The 19097-nt window shown below is 29.4% G+C and carries 14 protein-coding genes and 1 pseudogene; 6 read left to right on the top strand and 9 right to left on the bottom strand.

Features of this window, described 5'->3' with window-relative positions:
* Positions 1–8: 8 nt before the first annotated feature.
* Both LQ609_RS10805 and dcuS read right to left on the bottom strand, forming a co-directional pair.
* Positions 9–722, bottom strand: coding sequence for a response regulator (locus tag LQ609_RS10805; protein ID WP_078357512.1), 714 nt, complete (start codon positions 720–722; stop codon positions 9–11).
* Positions 716–2323, bottom strand: coding sequence for a DcuS/MalK family sensor histidine kinase (dcuS, locus tag LQ609_RS10800; protein WP_239734729.1), 1608 nt, complete (start codon positions 2321–2323; stop codon positions 716–718). Before dcuS ends, LQ609_RS10805 begins: the two co-directional genes overlap by 7 nt.
* Before the next feature lie 89 nt (positions 2324–2412).
* Here dcuS and LQ609_RS10795 point away from each other — a divergent pair.
* Positions 2413–2505: pseudogene (locus tag LQ609_RS10795) on the top strand (type II toxin-antitoxin system YoeB family toxin); the annotation flags it as partial.
* A gap of 104 nt (positions 2506–2609) precedes the next feature.
* Here the strand turns inward: LQ609_RS10795 and lhgO are convergent.
* The 4 genes from lhgO to LQ609_RS10775 all read right to left on the bottom strand — a co-directional run bounded on the left by lhgO (position 2610) and on the right by LQ609_RS10775 (position 7503).
* Positions 2610–3800, bottom strand: a complete 1191-nt coding sequence (gene lhgO / locus LQ609_RS10790; RefSeq protein ID WP_239734728.1) for an L-2-hydroxyglutarate oxidase — start codon at positions 3798–3800, stop codon at positions 2610–2612.
* 63 nt (positions 3801–3863) lie between these two features.
* The gene (locus tag LQ609_RS10785; protein ID WP_078357515.1) at positions 3864–4568 is read right to left on the bottom strand and encodes a FadR/GntR family transcriptional regulator; all 705 of its coding nucleotides are present in this window, start codon (positions 4566–4568) and stop codon (positions 3864–3866) included.
* Complete coding sequence (locus LQ609_RS10780; protein WP_239734727.1) at positions 4569–6491, bottom strand: TRAP transporter permease; 1923 nt, start codon at positions 6489–6491, stop codon at positions 4569–4571.
* Complete coding sequence (locus LQ609_RS10775) at positions 6481–7503, bottom strand: TAXI family TRAP transporter solute-binding subunit (protein WP_078357517.1); 1023 nt, start codon at positions 7501–7503, stop codon at positions 6481–6483. Before LQ609_RS10775 ends, LQ609_RS10780 begins: the two co-directional genes overlap by 11 nt.
* A gap of 261 nt (positions 7504–7764) precedes the next feature.
* Here LQ609_RS10775 and LQ609_RS10770 point away from each other — a divergent pair, with 261 nt between their 5' ends.
* Positions 7765–8157, top strand: a complete 393-nt coding sequence (locus tag LQ609_RS10770) for a (deoxy)nucleoside triphosphate pyrophosphohydrolase (protein ID WP_078357518.1) — start codon at positions 7765–7767, stop codon at positions 8155–8157.
* A 2-nt stretch (positions 8158–8159) separates the two neighbouring features.
* Positions 8160–11042 (top strand): DEAD/DEAH box helicase, encoded by a 2883-nt coding sequence (locus LQ609_RS10765; RefSeq protein ID WP_239734726.1) that lies wholly within the window; start codon positions 8160–8162, stop codon positions 11040–11042.
* A gap of 97 nt (positions 11043–11139) precedes the next feature.
* Here LQ609_RS10765 and LQ609_RS10760 read toward each other — a convergent pair whose 3' ends face one another.
* Positions 11140–11667, bottom strand: a complete 528-nt coding sequence (locus LQ609_RS10760; RefSeq protein ID WP_239734725.1) for a DUF4064 domain-containing protein — start codon at positions 11665–11667, stop codon at positions 11140–11142.
* A gap of 21 nt (positions 11668–11688) precedes the next feature.
* Positions 11689–16824 (bottom strand): DUF4011 domain-containing protein, encoded by a 5136-nt coding sequence (locus LQ609_RS10755; protein ID WP_239734724.1) that lies wholly within the window; start codon positions 16822–16824, stop codon positions 11689–11691.
* 423 nt (positions 16825–17247) lie between these two features.
* Between LQ609_RS10755 and LQ609_RS10750 the strand changes: the two genes are divergently transcribed.
* Genes LQ609_RS10750 through LQ609_RS10740 form a run of 3 tightly spaced genes read left to right on the top strand, consistent with a single transcriptional unit; the run spans position 17248 to position 18615 of the window.
* Positions 17248–17691 (top strand): LytTR family DNA-binding domain-containing protein, encoded by a 444-nt coding sequence (locus LQ609_RS10750; protein WP_239734723.1) that lies wholly within the window; start codon positions 17248–17250, stop codon positions 17689–17691.
* Positions 17688–18158 (top strand): DUF3021 domain-containing protein, encoded by a 471-nt coding sequence (locus LQ609_RS10745; protein WP_239734722.1) that lies wholly within the window; start codon positions 17688–17690, stop codon positions 18156–18158. Before LQ609_RS10750 ends, LQ609_RS10745 begins: the two co-directional genes overlap by 4 nt.
* On the top strand, positions 18151–18615 hold the full coding sequence (locus LQ609_RS10740) for a DUF4188 domain-containing protein (RefSeq protein ID WP_239734721.1): 465 nt from the start codon (positions 18151–18153) through the stop codon (positions 18613–18615). Before LQ609_RS10745 ends, LQ609_RS10740 begins: the two co-directional genes overlap by 8 nt.
* A gap of 88 nt (positions 18616–18703) precedes the next feature.
* Here the strand turns inward: LQ609_RS10740 and LQ609_RS10735 are convergent.
* Positions 18704–19097: LPXTG cell wall anchor domain-containing protein (locus LQ609_RS10735; protein ID WP_239734720.1), on the bottom strand; the 394-nt coding region annotated here is incomplete at its 5' end.

Genomic DNA, 19097 nt, shown 5'->3' with positions numbered 1-19097 from the left:
AGTTTGGTTTATACTATATACGATTTTAAATATTTTAAGTTATCTTTTTTAAATTTATAGAAATAAATTGGGCGACCGATACCATATGTTAAGGATTCTTCTAATACATCGATATCAGTTAGAAATTTTAAATATTTTCGGACGGAAACTCGTGAAATATTTGTGATTTTTGAGATTTCATCTGTTGAAAATTCACTTTCTTCAAAGTAATTCATTTTCTCAATTATTATTTGTAGTGTCTCTTTTGTTACACCTTTTGGTAATTTAAGATCTGACTCCAATTGAATCGTAGTTTTATTTAAAAGGGCTGCATCTATATCTGCTTGTTTAATATGGCGATTTTCATTATAAAAATTTTGCCCTTGCTTGTATTTTAACAATGATTTTTTGAATCGCTCAAATTCAAAGGGTTTTATTAAATAATCTACTGCTCCATAACGAAATGCTGTCTGTATATCTTCTACATCTGAGGCTGCAGTAATTAATATAGCATCTATTTTATAACCTTGTTCTCTTACATATTTCAAAAATGTTAAGCCATTTTCTTCTGGCATATAAATATCGAGCAATAATAAATCTATTTCTTTAGTTTTTATAACGCTCATTGCTTCTGTAACATTTTGTGCAATATCTACTAATGCGTGAGGATCTATTTTTTCAATAAATTGTCGATTGATTTGAGCAACCATAGGGTCATCTTCTACAATAAGTATGTTTAACATTTATCTTCTTCCTTTTTTGGATAGTTTATAACGACTGAAAATTGTACATTACTTGCTTCATTAGAATCAATTTTAATATTACCTTTAAGCTTTTCAACGCTTTGTTGAACTAAATGTAAACCATATCCTCTATTTTCGCCTTTAGAAGAAACACCTTTTTCAAAAATTTGATCATCTAATTCATTTTCAAGTATTAATCCTGAATCAATAACATCAATCATTAATTGTTCATTTTCGTATTTCAAATGTACATCAATCGTTTTCTTTTTAACAGAAGAAGTCACTAGGGAGTCTATACTATTATCAATTAAATTACCTATAATCGTAATCATTTCATGTGTGATGTATGAATAATTTGGTTCAGGAATTGTTGTGTGATTCATAATAGATAGCTTAATATTCTGTTCTCTCGCTAAACTTAATTTACCAATTAAGAAACCAGCTAACACTGCGTCTTTAATTTTAGACGTAATATCTCCACTTTCTTGGCTGCCGAGTTCAACTATTTCATGTATGTATTGCTTCAAATCATCATAATGTTCCATCTGTAGCATACCAGAAATAACATGTAGCCTATTACTAAACTCATGTGATTGTGCTCGTAAAGTATCAGCGTATGTCTTAACACCAACTAATTGTTCCGATAATTTATTCACTTCAGTCTTATCTCTAAAAGTCGAAATCGCACCGACTGTTTCATCCTTAACAATAAGTGGCACTCTGTTCACTAATATCTTTAAACCATTAATGTTCTGTTCTTTATCACGTTCAGGTTTACCAAGTTCAACAACTTTTGGTAATTGTGTAGAAGCCATATAATCATTAATCTGCATACCAATAGGATTATCCTTTAGACCAGCCTTTTTAAAAATATCCATTGCAGACTTATTTACTAAATTAATTTTACCTTCCTTATCAACAGCTACAATGCCTTCATGAACAGACTGTAACATTGTATTTCTTTCTCCCAGTATTTTCGCAATATGGGAAGGCTCTAATCCAAGTAAAATTCTCTTAATATATCTAGACAACAAATATGCACCAATGGCACCGACAAACAATCCGATAATCGATCCAATAATAATTTGCTTATTACCATCCGCTAGAGCATCAGACACACTTTTCATAGGCACACCAACAGCAACAACACCAACTTGTTTACCATCAGAATAAACAGGTGTAAAAGACCTCAAAGACTTTCCAAGTGTCCCCTTAGAAATCGAAGAACTCACATGACCATTGAGAGCATCCTTCTCATCCCCACCTTTAAAATGCTTTCCAATCAAATCCTCATTAGGATGAGATTTTCTAACACCATTCATATCCATAACAACAATAAAACTCACATCCGTCGACCGTTGAATATCAGAAGCATACTCTTGTACCTTCTTGCTACCATCATTGTCCACCAAAGCCGACTGAACAACCTCAGATCTTGCAACCGTCTTACCAATAACCTCAGCCTTCTCCTCAGTCGTCTTATGAATTGTGTCCTTAATCGTATTGCTAATCAATATACCAGTTATCAACAAAGAAAACAGAACCACAATACAGACCACAATAATAACTAATGTACTTAACTTTAATCTCTGTTTCCTCAAAACCCAAAACCGCCTTTAGTTATAGTTAGTAAACATTTAACATATGTAATTAATTAGTAAAAATATATCATACTATCAGTTATTTTGTTTATTATTGTAGAAGAATTAATTATGAACATAGAATGGTATATACAATAAAAGATTCTTCTATCTTAATTATTTCTTGTAGGTATCATTACTAACTATATATTGATTTGAGGCTGAGACAAATTAATTGTCTCAGCCTCGATTTACGTAAAGTATTTGAAATTAATGATAATACTTCTGCTTTTTCAACAATTTATTTTCACAGTTTTTTATACTCTTTTGCAATTTCTTTTCCAATTTCTATTGAACAAGTGGCTGCTGGTGATGGTGCATTTAAAACATGTAATGAATGCTTACCTTTTTCAAAAACAAAATCATCTAATAATGTACCATCATTTAACATTGCTTGTGCTCTTACACCTGCTTCTATTGGTTTGATATCTTCATTTTTTATTGAGGGAATGAGTTTTTGTGCATTTTTAACAAAGGCTTTTTTATTAAAGGATCGATAATATTCTCCTAATGCTTCTTTTATATTTTTTAATCCCATCTTATATAACCCAGGAAATTTTAAAATTTCTAGTGTTTCATTTTTATGAAAATCTATTTTTCCATATGCTTCTTTTTTTAATCCAAGTACCGCATTTGGTCCGACATCAACCCCTCCATCAATCATGTTTGTAAAGTGTACTCCTAAAAAAGGCAAATCAGGATTTGGTACTGGATAAATCAAAGTATTTACATATTTTTCAGCATTAGTATTAAGTTGATAGTATTCTCCTCTAAATGGAATGATTTGAATAGCTGTATCTACACCACTCATTTGAGCAATTTTATCACTATATAAACCAGCACAATTAATTATATTTTTAGCTCTGAATTTTTTACTATGGCTTCCTACAATAATATTATCCTCTGACACTTCAATGTGTGTCACTGGAGTATTAAATTCAACTTTTCCACCTAATTCTTCAAATAATAATTTAAATTGTTTTGTTACTTTTTTATAATCTACAATCGCCGTTTCTTCTACTTTTATACCACCTACTGTATTCACATATGGTTCAATCTTATTTACTGCTTCCGCATCTAGTAATTTTACTGAAAGTCCATTTTGTAGTCCTCTTTCATATAATTCATGTAATTTTTTTAACTCTTCTTCAGCTGTAGCAACAATTATTTTGCCACATTGATTAAATGGAAGTTTGTATTTTTTACAAAAATCAATCATAGATTGTGAACCCTTTTTACTAAATTCAGCTTTATGTGAACCTGGCTTATAATAAATGCCTGAATGAATTACTCCACTATTATGACCAGTTTGGTGTTCTGCAAAACTCTTTTCTTTTTCTAATACTAAAATATCTAACTCAGGATTTTGTAATTTTAAATGATATCCAGTACTAAACCCAATAATACCTCCACCAATAATTACTACATCAGTTTTCATAAAATCCTCCTTACACATTAATATCACAAGCTTCTACTTCAATTCCAACATTCTTCATACATATCACCTGCACCTTATATCGCCCAATTTCTTTCTCATTGTAACTAAATGTTTTTTCATTGCTTTTTTTGCATTAGATTCTTCTTGATTTTTTATGGCATTATATATAATTTCATGCTCTTTAATTACACTTTCTCTTTTTTCAATCATGCCTTTATTTAAATTCAATGAATATTCCAATGCATTTAAATGGATTTCTTCTAAATTCTCAAAAGTCTTAATCATATATTGATTTTTAGTACATTGCACTATGCATTTATGAAAATTATAATCTGCTTCTAAACCAAGTGCATATTCATCTTGATGTGCTTTTTTATATTCTTGAAATGCATAATCAATAAATGTCATATCTTCTTCAGTTCTTCTGATAGCACAAATTCCAGCAGCTTCAACTTCTATAATGGTTCTCATTTCCAAAATATCAAGCAAATCTTTATCTGAAAATCTTCCAAAAGCATGCTGTCTAAAAGAATCTGAAGCATCATTATTTATAACATAACTACCTTTACCTTGAAATGACTCAATATATCCGATAGAATCAAGCTTGCTTAGTGCCTCTCTTATAGGATATCTACTTACTTCAAATTCTTTTGACAATATTGACTCTGAGGGTAGTCTGTCACCTATTTTATATTTATTATTTTTTATTCTTGTAACTAGCTCTTCAAATATAACTTCTGATAAACGCTTTGAACTATCATGTTCCATTTAGGATACGCCTACCTTCTTAGTTTTAATATAATGCATCCCAATTATCAAAATAACACCTATAATTCCAATAATACTTGTTATCATTTCAGGGAAAATAAGCATTACAGCAAACGCTATAAATAAAATTCTTTCTATTATATTTAATTTAACTAATAAATAATTACCCATACCTACTACTAAAGCGTATATACCAACTAATGAAATAACTATTGTTACAATTAATTCACCAATATTAATATTACCAGTTGGATTATTTAATAATAGCTCTGGATTATATACAAGCAAGAATGGAATAATAAATCCAGGTAGCGCTAGACGTAAAGCTGTCCAAGATGTTTTTACTGGATCAGCATTTGCTATACCTGCACCAGTATATGCTGCTAGTGCAACTGGTGGTGTTACATTAGACATTGCTCCAAAATAAAATACAAAGAAATGAGCTGCAAGTGGTTCCACTCCTGCTTGAACTAAAGATGGAGCCACAGTAACTGCAACTACTATATATAGAGCAGTTGAAGGTAAACCAAAGCTTAGTACTATACAAGTTATCATAACCATTATTAATATTACTATTAGGTGTCCACCTGCTATATCAATAACATTATAAGCAAGCATAGACCCTACACCTGTCATACCTACAGTAGCGATTACTATACCAACCGAAGCACAGGCTAAAGCTACTTGAATTGAACCTTTAGCACCATCAATTAAAGCTTCAAAAAACTTTTTAAATGTTACTCTTGTTGATTTATCCTTAGTTAAATATGAAGCTAATATTGCGGATATAATACCGGAAAACCCTGCAAATATTGCTGTTTTTCCTATTAATAATGCTACAATTACAACTATAATTGGTAATAGCAACGCGCCTCTTTCTTTTAATACCTCTCTAATTAAAGGAATGCTGTCTTTACTTACCCCTTTTAATCCTTTCTTCTTTGATTCTGTGTCAATTGCCCATACTAAAGCAATATAATAGAATAATGCCGGTATAATACCTGCAAGGACTATCGTTGTATATGGCACACCAAGAAAACCTGCCATTATAAATGCAGCAGCCCCCATAATAGGTGGCATAATCATACCACCAGTTGAAGCTGCAGCTTCAACACCACCAGCAAACCTTGGTGTTAGTCCAATATTTTTCATTAAAGGAATTGTAAATGATCCAGTAGTTGCCACGTTAGCAACTGCACTACCATTTAATGATCCAGTTAAAGCACTTGTAATAACCGCTACTTGTGCAGGACCTCCACGACGCTGACCTGCTATAGCTAATGCTAAATCATTAAATAATTTACTTGCACCACTTACTCCTAAAAATGCTCCAAATAAAATGAATAACATAATGTATGTTGCTGCAATTGATAGCGTACTACCAAATATACCTTCAGTAGTCATATAGAAACGATATAATAATCGTTTAATACTAAATCCTGAATGTGCAAAATCGATAGGAAAATAATTTCCGTATAAGGCATAAATTATTGCAAATATACTTAGTAATGGTATGAAAATTCCAATCGTTCTTCTTGTAATTTCAAATAACACTATGATAGCTATGACAGCAAATATGTAATCAGTTGTATTTGCTTGTGATGCTCTATCAACATGTAAAGTAGTGTAATTAAGAATAATGTATCCAATACCCACTATTGTTAAAACAATGAAAATTATATCAACAACAGAAGGTCGTGTTTTTTCAACTCCTTTTTTACTAGTTGGGTATAACATAAACCCTAGTAATACTATTAGTATTAAGAATATTGAATTTTGATGAAAAGTCTGTAAGTTTAAAAAGCTTGAGGCTGATAAAACAAATATAGACAAAATAATTGCTATGCCATTAAATAAATATTTACTGCCACCTTGTAATTCTCTAACTTGAGACATCACTTCTTTTTCTACTTTATTTTTCATCTTGATTACCCCCTTCTTTTTCTTTAACTTCTTCAGGGATTAATCTGTCATCAATTTTAAGACCTTTTTCTTTATAATATCGATATGCTCCTTCATGCAAAGGCGTATTTAAACCATTAAGAGCAGTCTCTAATTTCATTTCTTTCGCTGAGTTATGTACATCTATCATGAAATCACGATTTTCATGTAACATTTTCGTTAAGTTATAAACCATATCTGGGTCCATCTCTTTAGTTGTTACGAGTATATTTGGTTGTGCAATCGTTTGAATATCTTTTTTCTGTTTTGGATATGTACCTTTTTTAATCGTATAACGATACCAAGTATCTACTTGGCTATTAATATCTTTCATTTGTTTATCAGTAACCTCTAAAATCGATGCATTTACTCCTGAAGCATACATATCTGTTATAGATGATACAGGTACACCTGCTGGTAAGGAACCACCATCTAATCTTCCATCTCTCATTGCTGATATTGTTTCTTCGTAACCTAAATATTCAGGTGAAATATCTTTTTTTGTTTGTCCTATACCTTTCATCATCATTAAAGTTGACTGTTCAGTACCACTAGCTCTAGGTCCCACTGAAAATGAACTTCCTTTTATGTCAGCAATTGTTCCAGTTTTTACATCACTATTTTTCAAGACAAAGTGTTCGACATTTGGCCAAATCATACTCATTGAACGTAATGAATCATATTTTTCATCTTTGTAAATACCTGTTCCTTGAGATGCTTGTGTTGAAATCAAACCTTGTAAAATTGAAAAGTCGGCTTCATTTTGTTTCATTAAATCAATATTTTCTACTGAACCAGCAGAAGATTGACCATTAAATTTAGTATTTTGATCTCGATAATGTTTAGTCCATAGTTGCCCCATGCCTACTCCTATTGGGTAATAGGTACCTCCTGTTGATGCAGTTGCAATGTTATATGTTTTCTTTTTTTCAAAATTACATCCAGCTAATATTAATGCCATACATATTAATAAACTCATCAAGCGAAACTTCATAAATAATCCCCCCTAAATTTAAATAAAGCGCTTTCACTTGTATTACAAGTCTATATTGTAATTTTACTTTTTTCAATGAATTTTTAAATATATGCAATTATTCATTCATCATTATATATATATTTCTAATTTTTTCAGATATAAAATTTCACTAAAATCATCTAAAATTGCACCTTTCTTGATCGTAAATTTACATTTTATTACCGTAGCGGCAATATTTTGTTAAAATATAAATAAATACGATATTTTGGAGGTAATATTTTGAAAAAACAAATCGAAGTTGTTGGTGCTATCATTTTTTCTAATAATAAAGTTCTTTGTGCGCAAAGAAATGAAAATATGAGTTTACCTCTAATGTGGGAATTTCCTGGTGGTAAAGTTGAAAAAGATGAATCTGAAATTGATGCATTAAAACGTGAAATAAAAGAAGAAATGTTATGTGATTTAGAAGTTGGAGAGAAAATCACATCTACTGCTTATGAATATGATTTTGGAATTGTTAATCTTCATACATATAAATGCAAATTAAAAGAAAAGATGCCTACTTTGACTGAACATAAAAGTATTAAATGGCTAGAGGTTAATGAATTAGAATCGTTAGAATGGGCGCCTGCAGACATACCTGCTGTGAAAATTATTGTAGATGAGGGATAACAATGAATAATTTATTAGAAGACTTTAATCAGTCACTACATAAAGGATTTATTGATCGTACTATCTCTCATAAAGGTAATTTCATGCCTAAATTATTGATTAATAATAAAGAAGAGAATGTACTTTCAACGATTATTAATGAACTATATAAATGTAAATCATTTACGATTTCAGTTGCCTTTATTACTGAAAGTGGATTAGCTAGTTTAAAATCACACCTTTATGATTTAAATCAAAAAGGCATTAAAGGTAAAATCATTACATCTAACTATTTAGGGTTTAATACACCTAAAATGTATAAAGAATTATTGAAACTTAATAATGTTGATGTCAGACTGACCGATGTCAACGGATTCCATGCTAAAGGTTATGTATTTGAGCATGAACATTATGCTTCTATGATTGTTGGAAGTTCTAATTTAACTTCGAATGCACTAAAAGTAAATTACGAACACAATATCTTACTTTCTACTCAGAAGAATGGTGATCTTGTTTATAATGTAAAAGCGCAATTTGATGAACTATGGGAGAAGAGTTCCCCACTATCAAATGCCTGGATTAAAGAATATGAACTTACATATGATGAGCGCAATTTAAAGAATGCTATACGTATTACACAAGAGCAAAATGAAATTCAAAATAATATCAATCAAGCTGTTAAAATCGAACCGAATATAATGCAAAAAGAAGCTTTACATTCATTAGCTGAACTTAGAAAAAGTGGTAAAGATAAGTCACTCATTATTTCTGCAACTGGTACGGGTAAGACCATTTTGTGTGCACTAGATGTCAGAAGCTATAATCCGAATAAATTTTTATTTATTGTTCACAATGAAGAAATCTTAAGGAAAGCAATTGAAGAATTCAAAAAAGTACTACCTTTTTCCAAAGATGAAGACTTTGGATTATTAACTGGTAAAAATAAAGCCATTCATTCCAAATATTTATTTGCTACAATTCAAACATTATCAAAAGATGATATATACAGTCAGTTTGATCAAAATCATTTTGATTATATCGTTTACGATGAAGCTCATCGTTCTGCAGCTAAGTCATATCAGAAAGTGTTCAACTATTTTACTCCTAATTTCGTTCTAGGAATGACCGCTACACCAGAAAGAACAGATAACTTAAACATATTTGAAATGTTTGATTACAATATCGCTTATGAAATCCGATTACAAAAAGCTCTCGAAAGTGAAATACTTTGTCCATTCCACTATTTTGGCGTTACTGACTATGTTCGTGATGGTAAAGCTACTGATGATTTTAGTAGTTTAACTGATTTAACTTCCAATGAAAGAGTCAAACATATATTAGAAAAAACTCAATACTATGGATACTCTGGTGATGAATTAAAGGGACTTATTTTTGTTAGTAGAAAAGACGAAGCAAAAGATTTAGCTGAAAAATTAACATTACATCAAGTACCTTCAAGAGCTTTAACAGGTGAAGATAATTCAGAAAAACGACAAGAAGCGATCGAACAGCTTAAATCAGGAGAAATCAATTATATCATTACCGTTAATCTATTTAACGAAGGTATAGATATTGCGCCTGTAAACCAAATTGTTATGTTGAGAGAAACTGAATCTAGTATTATCTTTATTCAACAACTTGGTAGAGGACTTAGAAAGAGTGATAATAAAGAATATGTAACAGTTATAGACTTTATAGGTAACTATGAAAAGAACTACCTAATCCCTGTCGCTTTATCCGGTGATCAATCACAAAATAAAGATAACTATAGAAGATTCTTAACTAGTAATACTGTCTTAAGTGGTGTTTCAACAATTAACTTTGAAGAAATCGCTAAAAAGAAAATATACGATTCACTCAAACAAGCCAAATTAAGTGCAGCATCTCATATTAAACAAGCCTATAACGAAGTAGAACAAAGAATAGGTCGAATGCCTTTACTCATGGACTTTATTAGACAGAACTCTATAGATCCTAGCGTCATATATTCATCTGAAAGTAACTATAAAAATTATCACGAATTTCTTGTTAAATCAAAGAAAATAGAAGACCAACTAACTGAGAATGAAAAGTTGAATTTAACATTCTTATCTAGAGAAATAGCACCCGGACTAAAGAACGTAGATCATACAATTTTAAATGCAATAATCGAAAGACCACATAAAATACAAGAACTATTAACACTCGCACAAAAAGTAGATCCTAAAGTTACACTTAAAGATATCGAAACAACTTTAAAAATATTAGACTATAGCTTCTATAGCGTTACAATAAACAAAACATATGGCGAGCCAATCATAACAATTTCAAACGATGAAGTAACATTAACAAAAACATTTGCGGCATCACTTGAAAACCTACTTTTCAAAACATATGTAGAAGATATAATCCAATTAGCACAATATAATAACACAACACATCATGGAAACCAAAACCGTCTCATCCTATACAACAAATATACAAGAAAAGATTTCGTTAAATTACTAAACTGGGATAAAGATGAATCCAGTACAATCTATGGATATAAATCTAAACATAATACCCTACCCATCTTTATCACATATCATAAACAAGATGATATCAGTGATAATACAAAGTACGAAGATGAATTCCTTAGCCCAGACGAACTCAAATGGTTCACAAGATCAGACAAGACATTAAACTCAAAAGAAGTAATCGAAATTATGGCACATAAAGAAAAAAATATAGATATGTATATTTTCGTTAAAAAAGAAGATTCAGCAGACGGAAAAGAATATTATTTCCTAGGAAAAGCACACTATCTAGAAGGCACAGCAGAACAAACAATCATGCCAAACGAAAAGAAAAACAACGTCGTAACGATGACATTATCCATGGAAAAACCCGTTCAAGATGAAATTTATAGGTATATAATTGAGGAATAGAAAGCTTTACAAATAAAAACACTTTCCATAAATTCAATAAGAATTTATGGAAAGTGTTTTTTATTTCTAATATAGGCTACTTTTTTACTTTGACCATTTAATATTTATACGGATCCTCAACGTCATTTTTTGTTTCTTGTTCTTCTACATAATCTTCACTATCATTACTATTTTTTTCATTAGTTAAAAAAGGATTTTCATCTTGAAAACTTTCATTATTTTCTTCAAATTCATTATATAAAGAAGTTTTTGGTTTTCTTCTAATTAACATTGTACCTGCTATAATCCACATAATTACCGCAACCCAATTTAATATAATCGATAATATACCTATAACTATCAATATAATACCTGCTACTCTTGTTTTTTTATCTGTCCAAACTATAGAAGTTATTGCAAGACCCATTAAAATGACTCCCCAAATCAATTCAATTATCATAAATCCAGATAAAATGTTTAATGTAGATTTGGCTTCATCAATAGAAATAGAGTTACTGTTCATCATGTCTATAACAGCACCATCACTATTTGAATACCATAATAGCAATCCACAAACTAATAAGATTAATATTTGGACCGCTATACCTATCCAAATAAAAGTACGTTCAGTTGTTCTTTTAATCATTTTTCTATAATCTCCTTAAACTTATTTTTCATTTACCTTCTGAGTTTCCATTTCTTTAATTTTGGTAATTACTCGATCAACCTCTTTATTCTTATCCTCATACCAATCAATCGCCCATATTCTATGAATATCCCAGCCTAAACTATTTAATACACTCGGTTGTATAACATTTCTATCATTTGATGTTTGAGATTTATAATAGTGTTCACCGTCTATTAAAATTGCTAAGATATATTTATTTGGGTTACTTGGATCAACAATAGCTAAATCAATTTTATATTCTGAGTTTCCTAAATGAACTTTTGATTCTATATTATGCTCTAAAAGTTTTTCTTGAAGAATTGTTGCAATTCCATTTTTATCATCAGTTAAATTATTTTTAATTGCAGGTAACGACTTAGCATTCCTAGCATATTGGAGAAATCCTTTTAGACCTCTTACACCTTCAGATTTAGTACGTTTAAGATCAATATCTTCAGGATCAAAAGAAGAAATTACTTTCATTTCTTTTCTAGCTCTGGTAATAGCTACATTCAATCTTCTCCATCCACCATTTTTATTTAATGGACCAAAATTCATTGTCATGTTATTGTTCTCATCTGGACCAAAAGTAGTTGAAAACAAAATAACGTCTCTTTCATCACCCTGAACATTTTCTAAATTTTTAATAAATATTGGTTCTGAAGAATTTTGGTTTTTATGATCCAAATCTGGGTTGTCAACTAACACTATATTAAACATATCTTCAATGAGATTCTGTTGCTGTATATTGAAAGTTATTACCCCAATAGAATCATCACTATTGCTTTTCAAATGTTGAATTAACACATCTACAACTGCTTTAGCTTCTATCTCATTATTTCGATGACTACCTCTTTTGTATATCCCATTAACATTTTCGAAAAATACTTTAGATGATAATGCATCTGAAGAAGGATACGTAAATAGTGAACTGTTGTAATATGTTAAATTACTATAATGTATTAGACTTTCATGATTAGAACGATAATGCCATTTTAAATATTTCTCAGGAAAATTTGAAGCCAGACAATCATCTAATAAACTTTCTAAGTCTTCTAATTCAAGATTATCTTCATCTCTATTATTCGAACTAAAGAACGAAGTCGGAGGCATTTGCTTTGGATCTCCAACAATAATACAATTTTCTGCTCTAGAAATTGCTCCAATTGCGACATCTGTTGGAATTTGAGATGCTTCATCAAAGATAACTAAATCAAATTTTGGGAATTTTGGATCAATATATTGAGCGATAGACAATGGACTCATTAGCATTACTGGAAATATATCTTGGATAATATTTGAAGTATTATTAAAGATTGTTCGAATTGATTGGCCTCTTCCTCTACTTCTTATCGCTTTTTGTAACACTAAGAAATCTTTTTCAAATGCTTCATTAGCACGTTTATTAGTTAAGTTTTGTTGCATTTTATATATTGTGTTTTCTATAGTTACATCACTAAATTCTTTTTCTTTATTTTTTAAAAGTTGAATTTTTTGTTCTAGTTCAAAGCTATTAAAAGAATCTAAAGTATAATTCAAAGTAAAATACTTTTGAATAAGTTTTTCAATTAAATCCTTCATGATTAATTGAAATAAATTATTATCTTTTGAGTTTTCGATAAATATATTCCTAACATCAGTATTTAAAATTTCTTTTAATTTATCAAATTGTTCATTTACTAATGTCCAATGTTTAAAGTCAATATGTCCCTTCAACCATAAATCGATTTTCTCATTTAATTCATTAAGCTTTAGATCTTCTAACTTACTTTTACTATATTTATACTCTTCGACTAGAGTATTTGTCGCCTCATTCACTACAAGAAATTGTTCTTCTAATATTTTAAATTCATTTGTGTAATTTATTTTAAAATTAAGTATATCTTTAATTTTATTTTTATCTTTATTATCTAATGAATGTATATTCAACTCATTAATAAATTGTATTTGATTATTCAATAAATCTAAATCAGTATTTTTACCTTTCCAGCTATCACCGAAAGATTTAATAAAGTTTTCATTACTCTTTTGTAAATCATTTCTAGCTTTTTGATATTCCTCAATTATTTTAATATCATTTACAAACTCTTCTTCTGTTAAGTTTCCACTTTGGAGCAATTCAATTTCCAAATTACTAATCAATTTATTAAGTTTTTTATTTTTGAAAATTTTATTTTTTAATGTTGTATATTCTTCACTTAAGTATTGGGCATTAATATTAAGTACTTTTTCATTATATTTGCCTAATATCAATTTATTAGTGTTAGTATAAGTTCTTAATAATGAACTAGCATATTTATACGCTTTATCTAATGATATATTCTGATATAAACTATACATTTCTTCACTGATTGATACAGAGTATGTATAATTTTTTAAAGAATTTATTACTCTATTAAAATTATACAAATCTTTGATAGTGTTTATATCTTCATTACTAAAATGTTTGCTAATTGTTTCATTAATTATAGGTATTGCATTTTTTATATTTTCTAGTAAAGTTGAAAATTGATCTTTTTTAGAAATACTATATTTATTTACTTTAAAGTCTTTTAATGGGTGTTGATTAATACCATATTTTAATTGATTTATTGTTTTATCTATAATTGATGTGATATCTTTTATTTTCCTAATATCTTCATTTTCTAGGTTCTCAACTATTTTTGGATTTAATGTTATAATTTTTGGAACTTTTTCAAATTGTTCATGCATTTGTATTAATTCGTATAAACTATACCCACTTTTTTGTCTGCTATGAAGTGCTTCAACATAAGTACTAAGCTCATTTTTCAACTCATAAAGTTCATTTGATTTACTTTCAACATTTAATGTTTTCATCTCATAGTTTTGATTCATGCTTACTTCTATTTTTTCTAAAAATCTAGACTTTCTTGTTTTATTAGAATGTAACTCTAGTGTAAAATCTTTTAATCCTAAATTTGTTAAACGATTATTAACTACATTTAAAGCTGCTTGTTTTTCTGCAACAAACAATACTTTTTTACCTTTATTTATGTTATGAACTATCATGTTCGTAATAGTTTGTGATTTACCTGTACCTGGTGGACCATGTAGTACAAAACTACTTTTTTCACTTGCTTTTATTGCTTCTAATTGAGAAGCGTCTACCGAACTTCCTATGCTTAATTCATGCGGTTTATCTGTTTTTTCTATATTACGAGCACTTATATCTTCTAGTGATCTATCAATTTTATAATTCCCATTTATCAATGCTTGTATATTGAAGTTTGAATTAATTTCTTCTGCTCTGTTTTGTAAATCATTCCACATAACAAATTTACTGAATGAAAAGTTACTTATTGTAGCAATCTCTTCAATATCCCAACCATCTTTATCCATTATTGCCTTTCTTATAGCAGAAAAAAGCAGTGGAATATCAGTCCCTTTTTCGTCTTTAGGTAACTCTATTAAGTGTCTTAAGTCTATATTGAATTTTTGTCTCAAATATTCAACTAGTGTAATATTAAACTGTGGCTCATCATCACTTAATTCAACAAGCAGCTTACTTCCTGCACTTTTTTTCTCCATTGATAACGGCAATAAAAGTAATGGTGCATTATAAACTTTATGAATATTTCCAGGTTCACACCATTTTAAAAACCCAATCGCTATATACAGTGAATTCGCTCCATTTTCATCTAAATTCGATTTAGCTTTTCTATATATCGATTTAAGTTGTTTTTCTAGAGCATTCTCTGTTAGAAAACTTCTAAGTCTATTTTCTTTAAAATCATCATCAATGATATTTTTGAATTCTGCTTCAAGTAACTTTGCATTAAAAATATGATTTCCAGATTCTTGGAATGTTATACCTTTAGGTTTTTCTATAATTTTAAAATGTTCATGAATAGATAATTCGTCTTCTAATGTAGCAACATCATATACCATTAATTGTATAGAACTTTTATTCATTCTGAAATTTATCATGGGATTTCTCAATGTTAGATCTAATAAATTTCTACTCCAAATATCAGTTTTTTCAACTGGATTAACTTTAAATTCAATATCTCCAGTTCTTTCAATAATAGTATTAGGTGCATCTGTAACTGTTTCACGAACCCCATAATCTTCCATTATAAAATCCGATTTATTTTCTTTACTCAATACAGGTGTAATACCATAATTTCTACCGCATTTCACATCAACAACTCCTTCAAAATTATAAGGAGTTAAAATATTTCTCTTAGCCATACGAGTAGACTCTTCAAATGATATATCTCTACCGTTAACTATTGATGTTGTTTCAACTACGTCAATATCTTTAATATCATCAGACAATCTTTTAGATAATGCAGCAAAATCAGAAATGTATGGTTCAGTGAAAGACTTATCTAACAACCAATATCCTGCAAATGCATGACCATGTATAAAAATAACTAATGAGTGTATTCCAACTGCTTCTAAACATGCAGCAAAAAAGAATGCTAAATCTAAACAGGTTCCATTTTTATATTGAATAATTTCTTGAGGATATCTTATATTTTGTCCAAATCTTTCAAAACTTGCTGGTGGGTTTTTATAAGCTATATTTTCTTTTTGTAACGAAGCATAAATGGCTGCAACTTGTAATCTAACGCTCTCGCTATCTCCTGTTTGATATCCATTAAAACTTGGATCTCCAGTCCATTCTTTCAGTTTCATTCCCGCTTCAGAAACTACTCTCCTTACTTCATTTTCATTTGGTACTATATATGCACAAGTTAGAGAAGGATATATCTGCGTACCTAACCAATGTTGGTAAGGTAGTATATTAATTTTATATGGTTGTTTAAAAATAGTATTGTTTTTCTCATCTAATAACTCAATAAAAAAGTGTGTAGTAATTTTTTCTATTATTTCCCTAAAAAAATCATAATTATAATTAATTTTGGGTTTTTCAATAGTGAATACATCATCTTTTTCAATGTAAGGTATTTCTTGTTCAAATTTGTATATAAAGTTGGTATTCGAATATATCTTTAACTTTAAATTCTCAAAATCCCTATCTTCGTTTAAATTCAAAAATTGAATATCTTTGATAATAGTATAATCATTTTGTGCTAATGAATAATTAATCATATCCACAAAATCAACTCTTATATCAATATCCAAATTTTCTACTATCATTCTCTCCATCATTATTCATCCCCAATCAAATTGTACTTCATATCTTAATAATAATATTATTATACTATAAGTGTTAAATGAAAATAGGATATATTACAAATATTTCAAGATTTTTCAAAATTATTTAACATAATAAAGTTGTTTTCATTATTCATGAATTTTAATAACTCTTCTCAGCAACAAACAATTATGGTGTCATATCTAAAGATGAATTTTTAGAGTTCTACAAAAGTGGGATGTATTCTGATAAAGCAAGTACATTTGATAAGTTAGCCTTACCTCAGTCTACTTGTTAGACTGAGGTTTCTTTTATTTTATTACTAAGCAATTCCACTTTTCCCTACCACTTACTCACTTATATTTACCACTTAGCGAAATGATATAGTTTTTTTCAACGAAATTTGTTTTACTTTAGTTAAGGAGGAGGACATTATGAAATATAAAGTTAACTATGACGCTTCTTTAGAACAAGATGATTTAATCATCAACTGTCATCCTGACAATCAGAATATAGAAGAAATGATTCAATTAATACAAACTCATGCAGATCAAACTTTCTATCCTGTTAAAAACAGGCGTGATGAAACGCATATTGTGAAACAAAATGATATTTATAGTTTTCGTATTGAAAACAAACTATTAAATATCTATACATTAAATGGACAATATATTTATAATGAAAGGCTTTATAAATTAAAAAAGCATTTAAGTGATAATTTTTTACAAATATCCAAATCAGAAATCATAAATGTAACTTTTATAGATCATTTAGTACTAAATAAAAGTGGGATTATAGAAATTAAATTTATTAATAATGATACAACTTTTTCATCAAGACGATATTTAAAGGAAATTAAGGAGGTATTAGGTTTATGAAACGTTTATGTAATGGTGCGATAATAGGCATCTCAATTGGTGTCATTATTTCAATTATTTTCTCTCTATTGTTTGCTAGTGGTGGTTATGATCCTGTTAATCCACATTCTTATATGGGTGAAATTTACTTTGAATATTTAGATGATATCCAAATTATGATAATAGCCGTATGTGTTTGGGCAATGATAGGTATAACATTCAGCCTAAGCACATTAATATTTACACACCTTAAATATTCTAGAATCATAACGACTATTCTTCATTTTCTAATCATGTTAATTATATTTTTCCCATTAGCTATACTAGCAGGATGGTTCCCCTTCAAAGTGTCGGCAATATTAATTTTCTTCATCACATTTATTGTGGTTTACTTTATTATTTGGACAATACTTAATAAGAAAAATAAAAAAACAATTAATGAAATCAATACTTATATTAAAGGGAAAAGGGTTGATCAAAATGAATAAAGGAAGATTTACAGTAGTTCCCGAAAAGGATGTCACTGTATTTTTAATAGGCGTTCACATCAACAAACCTTTACAAGTCCATAAATGGCTACCTGTCATTTTAGCAATGCCAGCGATGCTTAAAGAATTATCAAATCATAAATCAATAGGCTGTCTATCATTTGAAATGTTCTTTAAATATAAAGGCGTAAATATCATACAATACTGGGATTCAAACGAATCATTATTAACATATTCAAAAATGCCTAAACACTTAAAAGCTTGGAAAAGATTTAGTAAGCAACTTAAAGGTAATAATGCAGTAGGTTTTTATCACGAAACATATAACGTTAAAGAAAATAATTATGAAAATATTTATCTTAACATGCCTAACTTTGGATTAGGAAAAGCAGTATCCCCACAAGAAGTAACAACCCGCACACATTCAGCAAAACAAAGACTACAAGTAAAACAATAAATCATACTTATACAAAACAAACATCCCAACCCGAAAGATTTAATTTCGAATTGGGATGTTTTTATGTTGTGGATAATGAGTTATAAATTTAGTTCTTACGTCTGAATGAAACTAATACAATTCCAAGTACCATCAAAATCATTATAATAAACGTAGTTACTATAGGATGATTTTGGATAGCTTCACCAGTATTTGGTAAAACACCTTGTTTATTTTCTTTATTTTTTTCATTCTTGTTTTGTTCTTTCATAGTTGAATCTTCCGGCTTAGACTTCCCTGACGTAGATCCTTCTGTCGTCGGTTTACCTGTTGTTGGCTCTTCCGTTGTCGGTTCTTCTGTTGTTGATTCCTCTGTCGTCGGTTCCTCTCTCGTCGGTTCCTCCGTTGTTGGCTCTTCAGTTGTTGGTTCCTCTCTCGTCGGTTCCTCCGTTGTTGGCTCTTCAGTTGTTGGTTCCTCTGTCGTCGGTTCCTCTGTCGTTGGT

This window comes from Mammaliicoccus sp. G-M28, from assembly GCF_022386595.1.
Taxonomy (GTDB): Bacteria; Bacillota; Bacilli; order Staphylococcales; family Staphylococcaceae; genus Mammaliicoccus; species Mammaliicoccus fleurettii.
The sequence above is the reverse complement of the archived record's forward strand: the minus strand, read 5'-3'. Positions and strand labels throughout refer to the sequence as shown.

Excerpts from the sequence above, each read along its gene's own strand:
- LQ609_RS10805 (WP_078357512.1), bottom strand. The coding sequence starts at position 722 with ATGTTAAACATACTTATTGTAGAAGATGACCCTATGGTTGCTCAAATC.
- lhgO (WP_239734728.1), bottom strand. The coding sequence starts at position 3,800 with ATGAAAACTGATGTAGTAATTATTGGTGGAGGTATTATTGGGTTTAGT.
- LQ609_RS10785 (WP_078357515.1), bottom strand. The coding sequence starts at position 4,568 with ATGGAACATGATAGTTCAAAGCGTTTATCAGAAGTTATATTTGAAGAG.
- LQ609_RS10780 (WP_239734727.1), bottom strand. The coding sequence starts at position 6,491 with ATGAAAAATAAAGTAGAAAAAGAAGTGATGTCTCAAGTTAGAGAATTA.
- LQ609_RS10775 (WP_078357517.1), bottom strand. The coding sequence starts at position 7,503 with ATGAAGTTTCGCTTGATGAGTTTATTAATATGTATGGCATTAATATTA.
- LQ609_RS10765 (WP_239734726.1), top strand. The coding sequence starts at position 8,160 with ATGAATAATTTATTAGAAGACTTTAATCAGTCACTACATAAAGGATTT.
- LQ609_RS10760 (WP_239734725.1), bottom strand. The coding sequence starts at position 11,667 with ATGATTAAAAGAACAACTGAACGTACTTTTATTTGGATAGGTATAGCG.
- LQ609_RS10755 (WP_239734724.1), bottom strand. The coding sequence starts at position 16,824 with ATGGAGAGAATGATAGTAGAAAATTTGGATATTGATATAAGAGTTGAT.
- LQ609_RS10750 (WP_239734723.1), top strand. The coding sequence starts at position 17,248 with ATGAAATATAAAGTTAACTATGACGCTTCTTTAGAACAAGATGATTTA.
- LQ609_RS10745 (WP_239734722.1), top strand. The coding sequence starts at position 17,688 with ATGAAACGTTTATGTAATGGTGCGATAATAGGCATCTCAATTGGTGTC.
- LQ609_RS10740 (WP_239734721.1), top strand. The coding sequence starts at position 18,151 with ATGAATAAAGGAAGATTTACAGTAGTTCCCGAAAAGGATGTCACTGTA.